This window comes from Actinocatenispora sera (genome assembly GCF_018324685.1).
Classification (GTDB): Bacteria; Actinomycetota; Actinomycetes; order Mycobacteriales; family Micromonosporaceae; genus Actinocatenispora; species Actinocatenispora sera.
On the sequence record NZ_AP023354.1, the window covers coordinates 4,936,354 to 4,951,889 of the forward strand.

Sequence of the window (15,536 nt, forward strand, 5' to 3'; positions counted from 1 at the left end):
CGACCGCACCCGCCGGTCACTTGGTCCGCCCCAGCTGACGAATCGCCTGGCGCAGCAGGACCGGCATGGCCGGGACCGGCTCGCCCTCGGGCAGCGACTCGGCCACCGCGGCGATCGCGGCCGCGGCGTCCCGGCTGGACCAGCCGAGACCGACCAGCCCCTGCGTCACCTGGTCCTGCCAGGCTGCGGCGGGCCCGGCGAGGGTGGCCGGCGCCGGGTCGGCCGACGGCACCGGGCCGATCCGCTCGCGCAGTTCCAGGATCATCCGCTCGGCGGACTTCTTCCCGACCCCGGGAACCCTGGTCAGGGTGGCGATGTCGCCGCTGGCCAGCGCGCGCCGCACGGTCAGCGGGTCGAGCACCGCGATGATCGCCTGGGCGAGCTTGGGCCCCACCCCCGACGCGGTCTGCAGCAGCTCGAACAGGCCGCGCTCGGCCGGTGCGGCGAACCCGTACAGGGTGAGCGAGTCCTCCCGGACGACCAGGCTGGTGTGCAGCGTGGTCTCGGCGCCGACCTGCAGGGTCGCCAGGGTCGCCGGGGCGCACTGGACGGAGAAGCCCAGCCCGCCGGCCGCGCCGCCGATGTCGACCACCGCCTCGTTCGGCCCCACGGCGGTGACCCGCCCGCGAACGCTGGAGATCATCGACGCCCTCCCCATCCTCGACCCGACCGTGCCCCGCCGCCGGCCGCGGCGGCCAGCCTCGCCTTCGCGCTGCCCCGCCAGATGTGGCAGATGGCCAGCGCCAGTGCATCCGCCGCGTCGGCCGGCCGGGGCGGATCGGCGAGTCGCAGCAGCCGGGTCACCATCGCGGTGACCTGCGCCTTGTCCGCGGTACCGGAGCCGGTGATGGCGGCCTTGGCCTCGCTCGGTGTGTAGGTGGTGACCGGCAGGCCGGCGCGCGCCCCGGCCAGCACCGCGACCGCGCTGGCCTGCGCGGTACCGATCACGGTCTGGGTGTTGTGCTGGCTGAACACCCGTTCCACCGCCACCGCGTCGGGCGCGTGTTCGGCGACCAGCTCGCCGAGCCGGCGGTCCAGGGCGAGCAGCCGGTCCGGCAGGTCGGCGTCGGACGGGGTGCGGACCACCTCGACGGCGACCAGCGAGCAGGACCCGCCCGGCCGACCGGTCACGACACCGACACCGCACCGGGTCAGGCCGGGGTCGATCCCGAGCACCAACACGACGAGTCCTCCTCGAACGAACGTTCGAGGAGGACTGTACCGGTAACGGCGGGGACGGCCGCCGGTGCGACACGCGATCGGCCGGCCCGAGTCAGTCGATCGCGGCCAGCACCTCGTCGGACACGTCCGCGTTGGTGTAGACGTTCTGCACGTCGTCGCAGTCTTCCAGCGCGTCGACCAGCTTGAACACCTTGCGGGCGCCGTCCGCCTCGAGCGGCACGTTGACGCTGGCGAGGAAGCTCGCCTCGGCCGACTCGTAGTCGATGCCGGCGTCCTGCAGCGCGGTACGCACTGCGACCAGGTCGGTGGCCTCGCTGACCACCTCGAACTCCTCGCCGAGGTCGTTGACCTCCTCGGCGCCGGCGTCCAGCACCGCGAGCAGCACGTCGTCCTCGGACAGCTCGCCCTTGCCGACGATCACGACACCCTTGCGGTTGAACAGGTAAGAGACGCTGCCGGCATCTGCGAGGTTGCCGCCGTTGCGGGTCAGCGCGGTACGCACCTCGCCGGCGGCGCGGTTGCGGTTGTCGGTGAGGCACTCGATCAGCAGCGCGACGCCGTTCGGGCCGTAGCCCTCGTACATGATCGTCTGCCAGTCGGCGCCGCCGCCCTCCTGGCCGGAGCCGCGCTTGACCGCCCGGTCGATGTTGTCGTTCGGGACCGAGTTCTTCTTGGCCTTCTGGATGGCGTCGTACAGCGTGGGGTTGCCGGCCGGATCACCGCCACCGGTGCGCGCCGCGACCTCGACGTTCTTGATCAGCTTGGCGAACATCTTGCCGCGCTTGGCGTCGATGACCGCCTTCTTGTGCTTCGTCGTGGCCCACTTGGAGTGCCCGGACATTCACCTCTCCGTCCCCGACGGCGCCCACCGTCTTCGCGCGCAACAGCATGCCATATGCCGCTCGCACGGCGTTTCCGCCCTCGTGATCATGCACGCCACCACGTGCCCGCGCCGCGTCGTGAACGACGCCAGGCCGGATCAGTGCGTGCGTGCCGCCCGCGCCGCCCGCGCCATCTGCACGAAGTGCCGGTGCACCCGCAGGTCACCGGTCAACTCGGGATGGAATGCGGTGGCGAGCAGGTTGCCCTGTCGTACCGCAACGATCCTACCGTCCGCGGGGCCGCCGGCCACGCGGGCGAGCACCCGCACCTGCGGCCCGACCGATTCGACCCACGGCGCCCGGATGAACACCGCGTGGAACGGCTCGCCACCGATGTCGGCGAACTCCACCGTGCTCTCGAACGAGTCGACCTGCCGGCCGAACGCGTTGCGCCGCACCACCATGTCGATGCCGCCGAAGCTTCGCTGGTCCGGGCGGCCGTCCAGGACGGTGTCGGCGAGCATGATCATGCCGGCGCACGAGCCGTAGGTGGGCATGCCGGCGGCGATGCGCTCGCGCAGCGGGTCGAGCAGGTCGAACGCGATCGCGAGGTTCGACATGGTGGTCGATTCCCCGCCGGGGATCACCAGCGCGTCCACCGCGGCGAGTTCACCGGGTCGGCGCACCGGCAGCGTGGTCACGCCGTCGCCGCCGATCGCGCGCAGGTGCTCCCGAACGTCGCCCTGCAGCGCCAGGACCCCGACCACCAGCGGGTCGTCGACGCCGCCGGCGCCGGCATCGGCGGCCAGGCTCGTGCTGGTCACCAGCCGCGCTCGGCGAGCCGGTGCGGCTCGGGGATGTCGTCGACGTTGATGCCGACCATCGCCTCGCCCAGCCCGCGGGACACCTTGGCGATCACGTCCGGGTCGTCGTGGAAGGTGGTCGCCTTGACGATCGCGGCGGCGCGCTTGGCCGGATCACCGGACTTGAAGATGCCGGAACCGACGAACACGCCCTCGGCGCCGAGCTGCATCATCATCGCCGCGTCGGCCGGGGTGGCGATACCGCCGGCGGTGAACAGCACGACCGGCAGCTTGCCGGTGCGCGCGACCTCGGCGACCAGCTCGTACGGCGCCTGCAGCTCCTTCGCGGCGACGAACAGCTCGTCGCCGCTCATCGAGGTCAGCCGGGCGATCTCGGCGCGGATCCTGCGCATGTGGGTGGTCGCGTTGGACACGTCGCCGGTGCCCGCCTCGCCCTTGGAGCGGATCATCGCCGCACCCTCGGTGAGCCGGCGCAGCGCCTCGCCCAGGTTCGTCGCGCCGCACACGAACGGCACCGTGAACTGCCACTTGTCGATGTGGTTGGCGTAGTCGGCCGGGGTCAGCACCTCGGACTCGTCGATGTAGTCGACGCCGAGCGACTGCAGCACCTGCGCCTCGACGAAGTGCCCGATCCGGGCCTTGGCCATCACCGGGATCGACACCGCGTTGACGATGCCGTCGATCAGGTCGGGATCGCTCATCCGGGCCACGCCGCCCTGTGCCCGGATGTCGGCCGGCACCCGCTCCAGCGCCATCACCGCGACCGCGCCGGCGTCCTCGGCGATCTTCGCCTGCTCGGCGGTCACGACGTCCATGATCACGCCGCCCTTGAGCATCTCCGCCATGCCGCGCTTGACGCGGGCGGTACCGGTGCCGGGCGCGCTGTTCGCGCCGCTTTCGGAAGTGGGCTCGGTGGTCACGACCGACGCGCTCCTTTTCCTGATCGCCGATGTCTGCCGGTGTCCGGCCTGCGCCGAACGGGTGGCCTGCCCGCCCGGACCGGACCGGACGTCGGTACCGCGGGGCTCGCGATGCCGGGGCGCCTGGTCGGCCGCGCCGACAGCAGTTTCATCCTACCCATCGCGGCGGATCACCCCAGCCGTGAGAGGCGCGCCTCACAAGCCACTCGCCGGGCGCTGAACAGGCCGAACCCCGACGAACCCGCCCGCCGGGTCACGGGGTGGGCAGCGGCGTGGCCGGGGCGACCGGCCCCGGGTCGTCGATGTCGAAGTAGCTGGGCCGCGGATGGCGGCGGGCCAGCCGCAGCAGCCGGACGACCCGCTGGGTGCGCACCGCGAGCGCGTCCCGGACCAGATCGGTGTGTACCTGCCGGGCGAGGGCCACCCGGCGCGACGCGGCGTCGAGGGCCGCGACGTCCGGCTCGTCCGGCCCCAGCGGCAGCTCGCGCAGTAGCCGGGTCAGGTCGTTCTCCGCGGCCTCGCGGTCCGGCGGGGCGCTGTCCACCGCGACCCGGGCGGCACCCCGCACCGCGACCGCCTGCCCGGCCCACGCGTCCCCGCGCTCGCGCAGGGCCGCCTCGGCGAGCCCCGCGACCAGCACCGCGCGGCGGCGCAGCTGAGCATCCAGGGCCGAGCTCGCACCGGCGGCACGCGCGTGCAGTCGATCGACCCGGGCCGCGAGCCAGGTCAGGTAGGTGGCGACCAGGACCACCAGGACGACGACTCCGACCAGCCACCTCACGTCGGGAATGGTAGCCGGCCGGCCGGTACGGGCACCGCCCGCGGCGCGCCGAGCCACCCGTCGGGGCTGGTGACGCGGCTGAATCTCGACTCAGCGCTGCCGGGTCGTCGCCCGGCGCAGCCGGCGGCGCGGGCTGCGCCGGCCCTCGTCCCAGCCGTCGGGGCCCGGCTCGCCGTCCGGCGACAGTGCACCCGGCTCGCCGTCCGGCGGCAGCGCACCCGGCTCGCCGTCCGGCGACAGTGCACCCGGCTCGCCGTCCGGCGGCAGTGCACCCGGCTCGCTGTCGCGCAGGACCGCGGCGAGCCGCTGGCTCAGCGTCGGGTCGTCGCCGCGCACGGTCGGCGCGTTGCTCGTGGCCTCGATGGCCGAGTTGTACACCTCCAGCACCCGCTGGGCCACCGTCGGCCAGTCGTACCCGGCGACCACTTCGCTGCCCCGGGCGGCGAGGGCCGCCCGGCGCGGCGCGTCGTCGAGCAGCGGGCCGAGCTCTGCCGCCAGCGACTCCGCATGCCCGGTACGGAACAGGGCGCCGGCGCTGCCGTTGTCGAGTACCCGGCGAAACGCGTCCAGGTCGCTCGCGAGCACCGTGGTGCCGGCTGCCATCGCCTCGGTCAGGATCATCCCGAACGACTCGCCGCCGGTGTTGGGGGCGCAGTACACGTCGACCGAGCGCAGCATCCGCGCCTTGTCGTCCTCGCTGACGCGGCCGAGGAACGTCACCCGGTCGCGCAGGGTCGCGGGCAGCCGCTGGTACAGGTCGTCCTCCTCGCCGGGGCCGGCCACCAGCAGGCGCAGCCGGGGGCGCTCGGTGGCGAGGCGGGCCATCGCCGCGGTCAGGATGTCGAACCCCTTGCGCGGTTCGGTGAACCGGCCGAGGAAGCCGACGGTGGTCCCGTCGTGGTCCCAGCCGGGCAGCGGCTCGGCATGCGCGTACCGGTCGATCAGGACGCCGTTGGGGATCTCGACCGCACCGCCGCCGAGGTGCTCCACCTGGGCGCGGCGGGCCAGCGCGCTGACCGCGATCCGGGCGGTGATCTTTTCCAGTACCAGCTGCAGCCCGGCCTGCGCGGCGGCGAGCGCCTTGGACCGGCCGCCGGTGGCGAAGTGGAACGTCGCGACGACCGGGCCGCGGGCGGCCAGGCAGGCCAGCAGCGACAGGCTCGGCGACATCGGCTCGTGCACGTGCAGCACGTCGAACCGGCCTGCCGACAGCCACCGCCGTACCCGGGTCGCCGAGATCGGGCCGAACGAGACCCGGGCGACGGAACCGTTGTAGCGCAACGGAACCGCACGCCCGGCCGGCACGACGTAACCGGGCAGGTGGGTCTCGTCCTCGGCCGGGGCAAGCACGCTGACCCGGTGCCCGAGCGCGATCAGCGTCTCGGCCAGGTCACGCACGTGCCACTGGACTCCCCCGGGTACGTCGAAGGAGAAGGGGCAGACGATGCCGACGCGCATCCTCACCGCACCCCGGTCGAGGTGTCCCGGCCGGCTTCGTCGGCCACCGGCACCGTCCGGGGGCTCGCCGCGGCATCGGCGGGCGCGCCGGACGCCGACTCATCGACGGATCGGCCGGCGATCGGGGCATCGTCGAGGCCACCGTCCTCGACGACAGCGCCGTCGGCCGCGGCGGCCGGGGCCTGCTGCCCGCGGGCGTCGCCGGCGGTGGTCGGGGCCTGCTGGCCGGGGGCGTCGGCGGCGGCGCGCGGCCGGTCGTCGAGCCAGAGCCGGGAGAGCATGTGCCAGTCGGCGGGATGGGCGGCGATACCGGCGGCGAGTTCGTCGGCCACGCGCTGGGTGAGCGTGGCGACCCGCTCGGACAGGGCGCCCTCGGCCGGCACCGGCAGCGGACCGGTCAGCTTCGCGTACGTCCCGTCGTCGCCGAACCACAGCGACACCACGATCAGCGGCCGGCCGGTCTGGATCGCGAGCAGCGCCGGGCCGGGCGGCATCCGGGTGGGGTGGCCGAAGAACGTCACCGGGACGCCCCGGCTGGACATGTCGCGGTCGGCCAGCAGCGCGACGACCCCGCCGTCGCGCAGCCGCTCGGCGAGTGTGTCGATGGTGGCGCGGTCGGGGCCGCGGGTCGGCAGGATCTCCATCCCGAGACGCTGCCGGTAGGCGACGAACCGCTGGTAGAGCCCCTCGGGCTGGAGCCGCTCGGCGACCGCGGTGAGCCGGATGCCCTGCGAGGTCGCCCAGACACCGGCGTGCTCCCAGTTCGCCGCGTGCGGCAGGGCGAGCACGCAGCCACCGGCGACGGTGTCCAGCAGCTCCGGCGTGGTCAGGTGGAACGTCTCGGTCATCACCTGTGGCGGGACGGCGGGCAGCCGGAAGGCCTCCAGCCAGTACCGCGCGTAGGACCGCATGCCCGCGCGCACCAGCTCGGCGAGGTCAGCCTCGCTGGGGCCGGGGCCGACCACCCGGCGCAGGTTGCGGGTCAGCTGCCAGACGCCGCGGTTGCCGCGGTGGGTCAGCTGGTCGGCGGCGGCCCGGAAGATCCATCGGGCCAGGCCGGCCGGCATCAGCCGGACGAGCTTCCAGCCGGCCGCGTACGCCAGTTCGACGCCGCGGCCGCTCACGCGCCGGCCCCGCTGCCCGGCGAGGAGACCGGGTCGCCGGAGTCACCGTCGGCGGTACCCGCGGTGCCGATCGTGCCGGTGGTGGCTGCGGTGCCGGTGGTACCGGCCGGATCGGTGCCGGCGCGCTCGGGTGCCGGTGCGCTCGCGCCGCCGGTGCCCAGCGGGGTGCGCATCCCGGCGGCCTGCTTGCGCACGTACAGGATCCGCTGCGCGACGGTGATCAGCGACAGCACCGCGAGCACCCAGATCGCGATCCAGAAGACGATGTCCAGGCCGAAGATGTAGAACAGGCCGCCGACGCCGACGATGACCAGCCGCTCGGCCCGCTCGGCGATGCCGACGTTGCACTCGATGCCGACGCTCTGCGCCCTGGCCTTCGCGTACGAGATGACCTGGCCGGCGGCGAGGCAGATCAGCGCGCCGATCGCCGGCAGCGGGTGGCCGGTGTTGCCGAGCCAGAACGCCAGCGAACCGAACACCGCGGCGTCGGCGATGCGGTCCATGGTCGAGTCGAGGAACGCGCCGAACGGCGTCGAGTAGCCGCGGGCCCGGGCCATCGCACCGTCGAGCATGTCGGTGCAGACACTGAGTGTGATGATGATCAGCCCGGTGAGGATGTGGCCGCGGGCCACGAACCCGAGCGCGCCGACCAGCACCGCCCCGGTACCGATCAGGGTCACGACGTCCGGCGTGACACCGGCCCGCAGCAGGGCCTTGCCGACGGGGGCGGCGACACGAGCGGCGCCGGCCCTGCCCAGAACGCTCAAGATCTTCGCCATGCTCCCGCCAGGATGTTGGGAAATCCGCCCCGGTGCACCCGCTCCGGCCGGACGCCCGCACCCGCCGGCGGGCGCGGCTTCCCACCTTAACGGGTAGTCGACCATGCCGTGCAGCGCACCGTACCCGGCACTCAGCGTGTTGCCAGGAGGGCCGGCGTCGCCTCGCGCGAGCGCCGGCCCGTACCGTTCTCGGCGCCGCTGTCCGGCTGGCGCGTCGGGGTTGTGTCGATACAGGTGTGGGTGTGTGATCGGCGGCAGGCGGTGCGTGAGCAACGCGCCGCGGCGATCGTAACGGCCCGGCACGGGAGGTAGCAGGATGGCACAGCGAGGCACGGGCCCGCAGAAAGGGTCCGAGAAGGGAGCCGCCGGCCCTGGGCCGGTGGTCGATGATCCGCGCAACCTGCGCAACGTGGTGGTGGTCGGGCACTCCGGCGTCGGGAAGACCACGCTGGTCGAGGCGCTGCTTACGGCCACCGGCACGATCGACCGCGCCGGTACCGTCACCGACGGCAGCACGGTCTGCGACGCCGACCCGGCGGCGGTGCGGCAGCAACGTTCGGTCAACCTGGCGGTGGCGCCGGTGCTGGTCGGCGACACGAAGATCAACTTCCTGGACACGCCCGGCTACTCCGACTTCGTCGGCGAGCTGCGGGCCGGGCTGCGGGCGGCGGACGCGGCGCTGTTCGTGGTCTCCGCCGTCGACGGGATGGACGCGGCCACCATCGCGCTGTGGGACGAGTGCGCCGCGGTGGGCCTGCCCCGCGGCGTGGTGGTCACCCGGCTGGACGCCGCGCGTGCCGACTTCGACGAGACCGTCGCGCTGTGCCAGCGGGTGTTCGGCGAGGGCGTGCTCCCGCTGTACCTGCCGGTGCACGGGGAGCGCGCCGCCGACGCGCCGGAGGATGCCGGTGAGCCGGTCGTCGGGCTGATCGGGCTGATCACCCAGACGGTGTTCGACTACAGCAACGGGTACCCGCCGGCCGAGCAGCCGGCACAGGCCGCGCACGTCGAGGCGATCGAGGAGGCGCGCAACGCGCTGATCGAGGGGATCATCGCCGAGAGCGAGGACGAGACCCTGATGGACCGCTACCTGGACGGGGAGGCGATCGACGAGGCCACCCTGATCGCCGACCTGGAGAAGGCGGTGGCGCGCGGCTCCTTCTACCCGGTGATCCCGGTGGACGCGCCGAGTTCGGTGGGTCTGGACTCGGTGCTGTCGGGCATCGTGCGCGGCTTCCCCGGGCCGACCGAGCACAACCTGCCCGCGGTCACCGACCTGGACGGTTCCCCGCGCGACCCGCTCACCGCCGACCCGTCCGGGCCGCTGGTGGCCGAGGTGGTCAAGACGACGATCGACCCGTACGTCGGCCGGGTCTCGCTGGTCCGGGTGTTCTCCGGCACGCTGACCCCGGAGGTGGCGGTGCACATCGCCGGGCACGGCCTGGCCGAGCGCGGCCACCCCGACCACGACGCGGACGAGCGGGTCGCCCACCTCTACTCCCCCCTCGGTACCGCGCTGCGCGAGGTGCCGCGCTGCATCGCCGGCGACGTGTGCGCGGTGACCAAGTCCGGTACCGCGGAGACCGGCGACACGATCTCGGCGAAGTCCGATCCGCTGCTGATCGAGCAGTGGCAGATGCCCGAGCCGCTGCTGCCGGTGGCGATCGTGGCGCACACCCGTTCGGACGAGGACGCGCTGGCCCGCAACATGGCGCGGCTGGTGGCCGGCGATCCGACGCTGCGGCTGGAGCGCAACGCCGAGACCCGGCAGCTGGTGCTGTGGTGCATGGGCGAGGCGCACGCCGACGTGGTACTGGACCGGCTGCGCGCGGGTGGCGCCGAGATCGACACCGAGCCGGTACGGGTGGCGCTGCGGGAGACGTTCGCCGGCACCGGGGCGGGTCACGGTCGCCACGTCAAGCAGTCCGGCGGCCACGGTCAGTACGCGGTGTGCGACATCGAGGTGACGCCGCTGCCCTCCGGGAGCGGCTTCGAGTACCTGGACAAGGTCGTCGGCGGCGCGGTGCCGCACCAGTACATCCCGAGCGTGGAGAAGGGCGTGGTGAACCAGCTCGCGGCGGGGCTCGCGGCCGGGTTCCCCGTGGTGGACGTGCGGGTGACGTTGACCGACGGGAAGGCGCATTCGGTCGACTCGTCGGACGCGGCGTTCCAGACCGCCGGCGCGCTGGCGCTCAAGGACGCCGCGGCGCAGGCCGGGGTGACGCTGCTGGAGCCGCTGGACGAGGTCGCCGTGCTGGTGCCGGACGGCCACGTCGGTACCGTGCTGTCCGACCTGTCGAGCCGCCGCGGCCGGGTGCTCGGGACCGAGCAGGAGCCGGGCGAGCGCACCCTGGTGCGGGCGGAGGTGCCGGCCACCGAGCTGCTGCGGTACTCCGTCGAGCTGCGCTCGATGACCAGCGGCACCGGCAGCTTCACCCGACACTTCGTCCGGTACGAGCCGATGCCGGCGCAGCTCGCGGACAAGATCCGGGCCGAGCACGCGGCACGCTGACGACCGCGGGCCGCTTCCGGTCGGCGTCCCCGGCCGGATGCGGCCACGTGCGCGGGCGAACGGCCACCCGCGGCGACCGCGGAGGTCGCCGCGGCGCGGTCAGTCGTCGCCGGTCAACGCGTGCAGTGCCGGCAGCGCGGCCCGCAGCGCCGCCCGCTGCTCGTCGGTCAGCGCGGCGATGCGCTCCCGCAGTACCCGGGAGCGCGCCGACCGGTTGCCCTTGATCAGCGCGACACCTTCGGCGGTGGCGCGCACCAGGCTGGCCCGGCCGTCGGCCGGATCGGGCTCGCGGATCGCATAGCCGCCGGCCTCCAGGCCGGACAGCACCCGGGTCATGGTCGGTGCGCTGACGCCCTCCCGGGCGGCGAGGTCGCTGGGCCGCAGCGGCCCGAACCACACCACGGTGGCGAGCGCCGCGACGGCGGAGTGACCCAGCTGCGCCGGCGCCTTGCGGCGCACCAACCGGTTGAGCCGGGCCATCGCGACGAACAGGGCGGCGGCGTCGGCCGCGTACGGCTCGGCGGGGTCCGCGTCGGGCACGGTGTCGGCAGCGGCGGCCGTGGCGGGCTTGTCGGACACTGCCTTCCCCCTCTTCCCGGATCGCGGATGCCCCACCCTAGGCCACCGTGCTGTTACGCATCCGCCCTGGTGGGATCGGTGTCGGCGCGGCGGGCACGGCGGCCGTCGAAGGTCGACGCCACGGCTCCGACGATCATCATGATCGCCGCGGCGGTGAACACGACGACCAGCCCCTGATGCACCGGGCCGGAGATCAGGTGCGGGAAGAACTGCTTGCCGAGCAGGGTGTGCTGCTGGTGCGCGGTCAGGTGGTGCAGCACGCTCGGCGGCACCAGCGTGCCGATCGGGTTGTACCCGAGGAACGCGGCGAACAGGCTGCCGACCGGTGGCAGGCTGCCCACCTGCTGCGCGGTCGCGGCCGGCACGCCCTGCTGCTCCAGCCCGTGTGTCAGGGTGCTCGGCAGGGTGGCCGCCAACCCGACGATCATCAGGGAGAAGAAGATGCCGATCGACAGCGCCTGGCCGGAGTTCTGGAACGTGCCGCGCATGCCGGCGGCGGCGCCGCGCTGGTGCGCCGGCACGCTGCTCATCACCCGCGAGGTGTTCGGCGAGGAGAAGATGCCCGAGCCGACGCCGTTGACGAACAGCAGCAGGGCGAACACCGGGTACGAGAAGTTCACCGGCAGCAGCATCATGCCGAGGAAGGTGCAGGCCACGATCACCAGCCCGCCGGAGGCGAAGATGCGCTGGCCGAACCGGTCGGACAGGTAGCCGGAGACCGGGCCGGCGAGCAGGAACCCGACGGTCAGCGGCAGCATGTAGATGCCGGCCCACAGTGGCGTGTCGACGAAGTCGTACCCGTGCAGCGGCAGCCAGATGCCCTGCAGCCAGATGATCAGCATGAACTGGAGGCCGCCGCGCCCGATCGCGGACAGCAGGACGGCGAGGCTGCCGGCGGAGAACCGCGGGATCTTGAACAGGCTGAGCCGGAACATCGGCTCGCGCACCTTGCTCTCGATGATGCAGAACGCGACGAGCAGCAGCACGCCGAGGATCAGCCCGGCGTCCACCTTGGGATTGGTCCAGCCGGTGGCGTGCGACCCGTACGGCTGGATGCCGTACGTGATGGCGGCGAGCAGCACCGACAGGCCCGCGGCGAAGGTGATGTTGCCAGGCCAGTCGAGCGACTCGCGCTTGCGCTGGCCCAGCTCCCGCAGCGAGGTGTAGGACCAGATCGTGCCGATGATCCCGATCGGCACGCTGACCAGGAACACCCACCGCCAGTGGTACTCCGACAGCACGCCCCCGATGACCAGCCCGACGAACGAGCCGGCGATCGCGGCGACCTGGTTGACGCCCAGCGCCATGCCGCGCTGCTTCTCGTCGAACGCGTCGGTCAGGATCGCGGTGGAGTTGGCGAACAGCATCGCGCCACCGACGCCCTGCACCACCCGCCAGCCGATCAGCCAGAGCGCGCCGGTGCTGGCGTGGAACGGGTCCAGCGACAGCGCGATGGACGCGACGGTGAACACCACGAAGCCGCCGTTGTAGATCTTGACCCGACCGAACATGTCGCCCAGCCGGCCGACCGAAACCACCAACACGGCCGAGACCAGCAGGAACCCCATGATCATCCACAGCAGGTAGCTGACGTTGCCGGGTTCCAGCGGGTTGAGACCGATGCCGCGGAAGATCGCCGGCAGCGAGATGATCACGATGGACGAGTTGATGGTGGCGAGCAGCATGCCCACCGTGGTGTTGGACAGCGCCACCCACTTGTAGCGCGGATGATCCCGATCGAACCGGTTTCGACGACCTGATGCGGCCTGCGACACGGCAGCCTCTGACATGCGTGCACAACCTCCCGCTCGTCATTCTAGTTGCTTGCTGCTAACTAACAGAGCGGCGGCGATCGATCCGGCGCGATCGGGATGCACGTCACGTCGGGCCCGGCGGAATGCCAGCTCCGTACCGGTCGCGCTGGGATGCTGGAGCCATGTCGGACAGGCCGCGCCCCGCCGCGTCGACGGGCCAGCTGCGCCGGCTGTGGCGCCGGGCCCGCCAGCCCGACGCGTACGGGGTGGTGCTGTTCGCCGTGCTGCTCGCGCTGATCTGCACCGGGTTCGGCGGCCCCGGTGGCGCCCTCGCGGCGGTACTGCTCTCGCTGACCCTGCTGTTCGCCGTGCGCACCGCCCGCTATCCGGTCCGCCTGGTCCGCGCCGCGGCCGTCGCCGGCGCCGTCGCGGTGCTCATCGAGGTCGCCGGCCTGCTCGCCGGGTACCGGCCGCTCGTGATCGCCGGTGACGCGCTGACGATGCTGCTCGTCGCCGGAACGATCGCGCTCGTCCTCGCCCGGGTCGGTCGGTCGCCGCGGATCACGCTGTCCACCGTCGCCGCCGCGCTGAGCGTCTACCTGCTCGTCGCCGTCGGCTACGCGGACGCGTTCGGACTGATCGACGCGGCCCGGCCGACGTTCTTCGCCGGCAGCAGCCCCGACCGGCCCGTTGACTTCCTCTACTTCAGCCTCATCACGATCACCACCACGGGCTACGGGGACCTGGTCCCGCGCGCCCGCCTCGGGCAGATGGTCGCCGCGTCCGAGGCGGTCATCGGCCAGCTGTACCTGGTCACCGTGGTGGCGATGGCGGTCGCCAACATCGGCCGCGCCCGCCGCCGGCGCCGGCCGCCGCGATCCTGACCGCCCCGACGCCAGCTGCGGCCCCGCGGGCGGGCGTCAGCCGACGATCGCGGACCAGGCGTCGGCGAGCAGGCTGCGGGTGTCGGCGAGCAGCTGCGGCAGCACCTTGGTGTGCCCGACCACCGGCATGAAGTTCGTGTCGCCCTCCCACCGCGGCACCACGTGCTGGTGCAGGTGGCCGGCGATGCCGGCGCCGCCGGCCGAGCCCTGGTTGATCCCGATGTTGAAGCCCTCGGCACCGCTGGCCCGGCGTACCGCCCGCATCGCCGTCTGGGTGAACGCGCCGAACTCGGCCAGTTCCGCGTCCGTCAGGTCGGTGTAGTCGGGCACGTGCCGGTACGGGCAGACCATCAGGTGCCCGGTGTTGTAGGGGTAGAGGTTCAACAGCGCGTACACGCTGGCACCGCGGGCGACGACGAGCCCCTCGGCGTCCGGCAGCGTCGGCACCCGGCAGAACGGGCAACCGGCCGGGTCGTCGGCCGGGCCGGTCGGCTTGTTCTCGCCCTGGATGTAGGCCATCCGAAACGGCGTCCAGAGCCGCTCCAGCTCGTCCGGATCGCCCGCACCGTCCTGCCGGATCACCTGCTCGTCACTCACGACCACCGATCCTACGGCCGCCGTCGACCGCGGCCAGCACGGCGTCGGAGACCTCGGCGAGGTAGCCGGCGCCCTCGTGGCCGGCGGTGAACACGTTGCCCAGGTGCACGAACACCAGGTCACGGGTGGGGTCGGCCCAGGCCAGGCACGCGTTGGAGCCGTTGTGGCCGAACGCGTCGCGGTGACTGGTCTGACCGAGCGGGTTCGCCGACGGCGAGCCGACAGACGCCGAGCCGAGCTGGAACCCGTACGCCCAGCGCACCGGCACGTGCAGCAGCCGGTCCAGCTCGCCGTCGGCGGTGGACTGCGCGCGGGCGGCGGCGACGCTGGCCGGCGCGAGTACCCGCGCGCCGTCGAGTTCACCGCCACGCAGCAACATCCGGTAGAACAGGGCCACGTCGCGCGCGGTCGCCGACACACCGGCCGCCGGGATCGGCGCCGCCCGCAGCGCGCTGCGGTTCAACCAGTACCGGGCCGGCAGGGTACGTCCGCGGGTGTGCACCGGCACCGCCCGGCGGTACAGCACGGCGGGCAGGCCGAGGTGGATGTCGCCCAACCGCAACGGATCCAGCAACTCGTCCCGCAGTACCGCGCCGACCGGGCGGCCGGTGACGCGGCGGACCAGCTCGCCGAGCAGGTAGCCGTAGCTGATGATGTGGTACGCCGGGACCGCGCCCGCCGCCCACCGCGGCCGGGCCCGGGCCAGGGCGCGCACGAACCGCGGTCCGTCGAGCATGGCGAGCGAGTCCGCAGCGATGCTGTGGTGCGCGAGTGGCAGCCCGGCCCGGTGCGACAGGACGTGCCGCACGGTGACGTGCTGCTTGCCGCGGGCCGCGAACTCCGGCCAGTACCGCGCGACCGGCTCGTCCAGACCCAGCAGCCCCCGCTCGGCCAGCCGGTGTACCAGCAGCGCCACGAACGGCTTGCTGGTGGAAAACAGCCAGAACAGCGAATCCGGCCGACAGCCGAAGCAGCGGTCGATCAGCACCCGGTCGCCGTGCAGCACGCACAGTTGGGCGCTCCCGCCGCGCTGCGCCACCAGCCGTACCGCCCGGGCCAGCGGATCGGGATCGATGCCGGCCCGCCGCGCCAGGCTCTCCGTCCAGTCCACCATCGCCGCACCTCACCGTCGCCGCCTTCGATGATGCGCCGGCCTCCGCCGGGACGACGGCGGATCGGCGACGTACGGCACGGCGTCAGCTCTGGCGGAGGGCGGGCATCGGGACCGGCACCGAGTACGCGGTGGCGCCGGCCCCGACGCCGCCCTCGCAGCTGTTCGGCGGATCGGTCGTCACGCCGCGGGTGGACGGAGCACCGGTAG

At 73.2% G+C, this 15,536-nt stretch carries 12 protein-coding genes and 3 pseudogenes; 2 read left to right on the forward strand and 13 right to left on the reverse strand.

Going from position 1 to position 15,536, the window contains the following annotated elements; all coding sequences use genetic code 11:
- Window positions 1-16: 16 nt before the first annotated feature.
- From ruvA to pgsA, 9 genes and pseudogenes are all read right to left on the reverse strand, one after another.
- The gene (gene ruvA / locus Asera_RS23495) at window positions 17-643 is read right to left on the reverse strand and encodes a Holliday junction branch migration protein RuvA (RefSeq protein WP_030447365.1); all 627 of its coding nucleotides are present in this window, start codon (window positions 641-643) and stop codon (window positions 17-19) included.
- The gene (ruvC, locus tag Asera_RS23500) at window positions 640-1,182 is read right to left on the reverse strand and encodes a crossover junction endodeoxyribonuclease RuvC (protein ID WP_030447366.1); all 543 of its coding nucleotides are present in this window, start codon (window positions 1,180-1,182) and stop codon (window positions 640-642) included. Before ruvC ends, ruvA begins: the two co-directional genes overlap by 4 nt.
- A 91-nt stretch (window positions 1,183-1,273) precedes the next feature.
- Window positions 1,274-2,023: a YebC/PmpR family DNA-binding transcriptional regulator gene (locus Asera_RS23505; RefSeq protein WP_030447367.1), complete on the reverse strand. Its 750-nt coding sequence runs from the start codon at window positions 2,021-2,023 to the stop codon at window positions 1,274-1,276.
- 138 nt (window positions 2,024-2,161) lie between these two features.
- On the reverse strand, window positions 2,162-2,773 hold the full coding sequence (gene pdxT / locus Asera_RS23510; protein WP_030447368.1) for a pyridoxal 5'-phosphate synthase glutaminase subunit PdxT: 612 nt from the start codon (window positions 2,771-2,773) through the stop codon (window positions 2,162-2,164).
- Between the two features lie 50 nt (window positions 2,774-2,823).
- On the reverse strand, window positions 2,824-3,747 hold the full coding sequence (gene pdxS, locus Asera_RS23515; protein WP_030447369.1) for a pyridoxal 5'-phosphate synthase lyase subunit PdxS: 924 nt from the start codon (window positions 3,745-3,747) through the stop codon (window positions 2,824-2,826).
- A gap of 253 nt (window positions 3,748-4,000) precedes the next feature.
- Window positions 4,001-4,537, reverse strand: coding sequence for a hypothetical protein (locus Asera_RS23520; RefSeq protein ID WP_035297413.1), 537 nt, complete (start codon window positions 4,535-4,537; stop codon window positions 4,001-4,003).
- Between the two features lie 342 nt (window positions 4,538-4,879).
- Window positions 4,880-5,986, reverse strand: a pseudogene (locus tag Asera_RS23525) (glycosyltransferase family 4 protein); the annotation flags it as partial.
- 206 nt (window positions 5,987-6,192) lie between these two features.
- A pseudogene (locus Asera_RS23530) lies at window positions 6,193-7,110 on the reverse strand (phosphatidylinositol mannoside acyltransferase); the annotation flags it as partial.
- Window positions 7,111-7,256: 146 nt separating this feature from the next.
- Window positions 7,257-7,889: pseudogene (gene pgsA / locus Asera_RS23535) on the reverse strand (phosphatidylinositol phosphate synthase); the annotation flags it as partial.
- A gap of 316 nt (window positions 7,890-8,205) precedes the next feature.
- Between pgsA and Asera_RS23540 the strand changes: the two are divergent.
- Window positions 8,206-10,401, forward strand: coding sequence for an elongation factor G-like protein EF-G2 (locus Asera_RS23540; RefSeq protein ID WP_030447374.1), 2,196 nt, complete (start codon window positions 8,206-8,208; stop codon window positions 10,399-10,401).
- 99 nt (window positions 10,402-10,500) lie between these two features.
- Here Asera_RS23540 and Asera_RS23545 read toward each other — a convergent pair whose 3' ends face one another.
- Both Asera_RS23545 and Asera_RS23550 read right to left on the reverse strand, forming a co-directional pair.
- Window positions 10,501-10,980, reverse strand: a complete 480-nt coding sequence (locus tag Asera_RS23545; protein ID WP_211255637.1) for a MarR family winged helix-turn-helix transcriptional regulator — start codon at window positions 10,978-10,980, stop codon at window positions 10,501-10,503.
- A gap of 53 nt (window positions 10,981-11,033) precedes the next feature.
- Window positions 11,034-12,770: an MFS transporter gene (locus Asera_RS23550; RefSeq protein WP_084131950.1), complete on the reverse strand. Its 1,737-nt coding sequence runs from the start codon at window positions 12,768-12,770 to the stop codon at window positions 11,034-11,036.
- A gap of 146 nt (window positions 12,771-12,916) precedes the next feature.
- On the opposite strand from Asera_RS23550, the gene Asera_RS23555 reads away from it, so the two are divergent.
- Window positions 12,917-13,618: a potassium channel family protein gene (locus tag Asera_RS23555; protein WP_030447377.1), complete on the forward strand. Its 702-nt coding sequence runs from the start codon at window positions 12,917-12,919 to the stop codon at window positions 13,616-13,618.
- Between the two features lie 36 nt (window positions 13,619-13,654).
- Here the strand turns inward: Asera_RS23555 and Asera_RS23560 are convergent, their stop codons facing one another.
- Both Asera_RS23560 and Asera_RS23565 read right to left on the reverse strand, forming a co-directional pair.
- Window positions 13,655-14,137, reverse strand: a complete 483-nt coding sequence (locus tag Asera_RS23560) for an HIT family protein (RefSeq protein ID WP_084132039.1) — start codon at window positions 14,135-14,137, stop codon at window positions 13,655-13,657.
- A gap of 70 nt (window positions 14,138-14,207) precedes the next feature.
- Window positions 14,208-15,329: a serine hydrolase domain-containing protein gene (locus tag Asera_RS23565; RefSeq protein WP_030447379.1), complete on the reverse strand. Its 1,122-nt coding sequence runs from the start codon at window positions 15,327-15,329 to the stop codon at window positions 14,208-14,210.
- Between the last annotated feature and the right edge of the window lie 207 nt (window positions 15,330-15,536).

Bases quoted from the DNA above. Each gene is read 5' to 3' on its own strand.
- Asera_RS23505 (WP_030447367.1), bottom strand. From the start codon at position 2,023: ATGTCCGGGCACTCCAAGTGGGCCACGACGAAGCACAAGAAGGCGGTC.
- Asera_RS23560 (WP_084132039.1), bottom strand. From the start codon at position 14,137: ATGGCCTACATCCAGGGCGAGAACAAGCCGACCGGCCCGGCCGACGAC.
- Asera_RS23540 (WP_030447374.1), top strand. From the start codon at position 8,206: ATGGCACAGCGAGGCACGGGCCCGCAGAAAGGGTCCGAGAAGGGAGCC.
- Asera_RS23565 (WP_030447379.1), bottom strand. From the start codon at position 15,329: ATGGTGGACTGGACGGAGAGCCTGGCGCGGCGGGCCGGCATCGATCCC.
- ruvA (WP_030447365.1), bottom strand. From the start codon at position 643: ATGATCTCCAGCGTTCGCGGGCGGGTCACCGCCGTGGGGCCGAACGAG.
- Asera_RS23555 (WP_030447377.1), top strand. From the start codon at position 12,917: ATGTCGGACAGGCCGCGCCCCGCCGCGTCGACGGGCCAGCTGCGCCGG.
- Asera_RS23550 (WP_084131950.1), bottom strand. From the start codon at position 12,770: ATGTCAGAGGCTGCCGTGTCGCAGGCCGCATCAGGTCGTCGAAACCGG.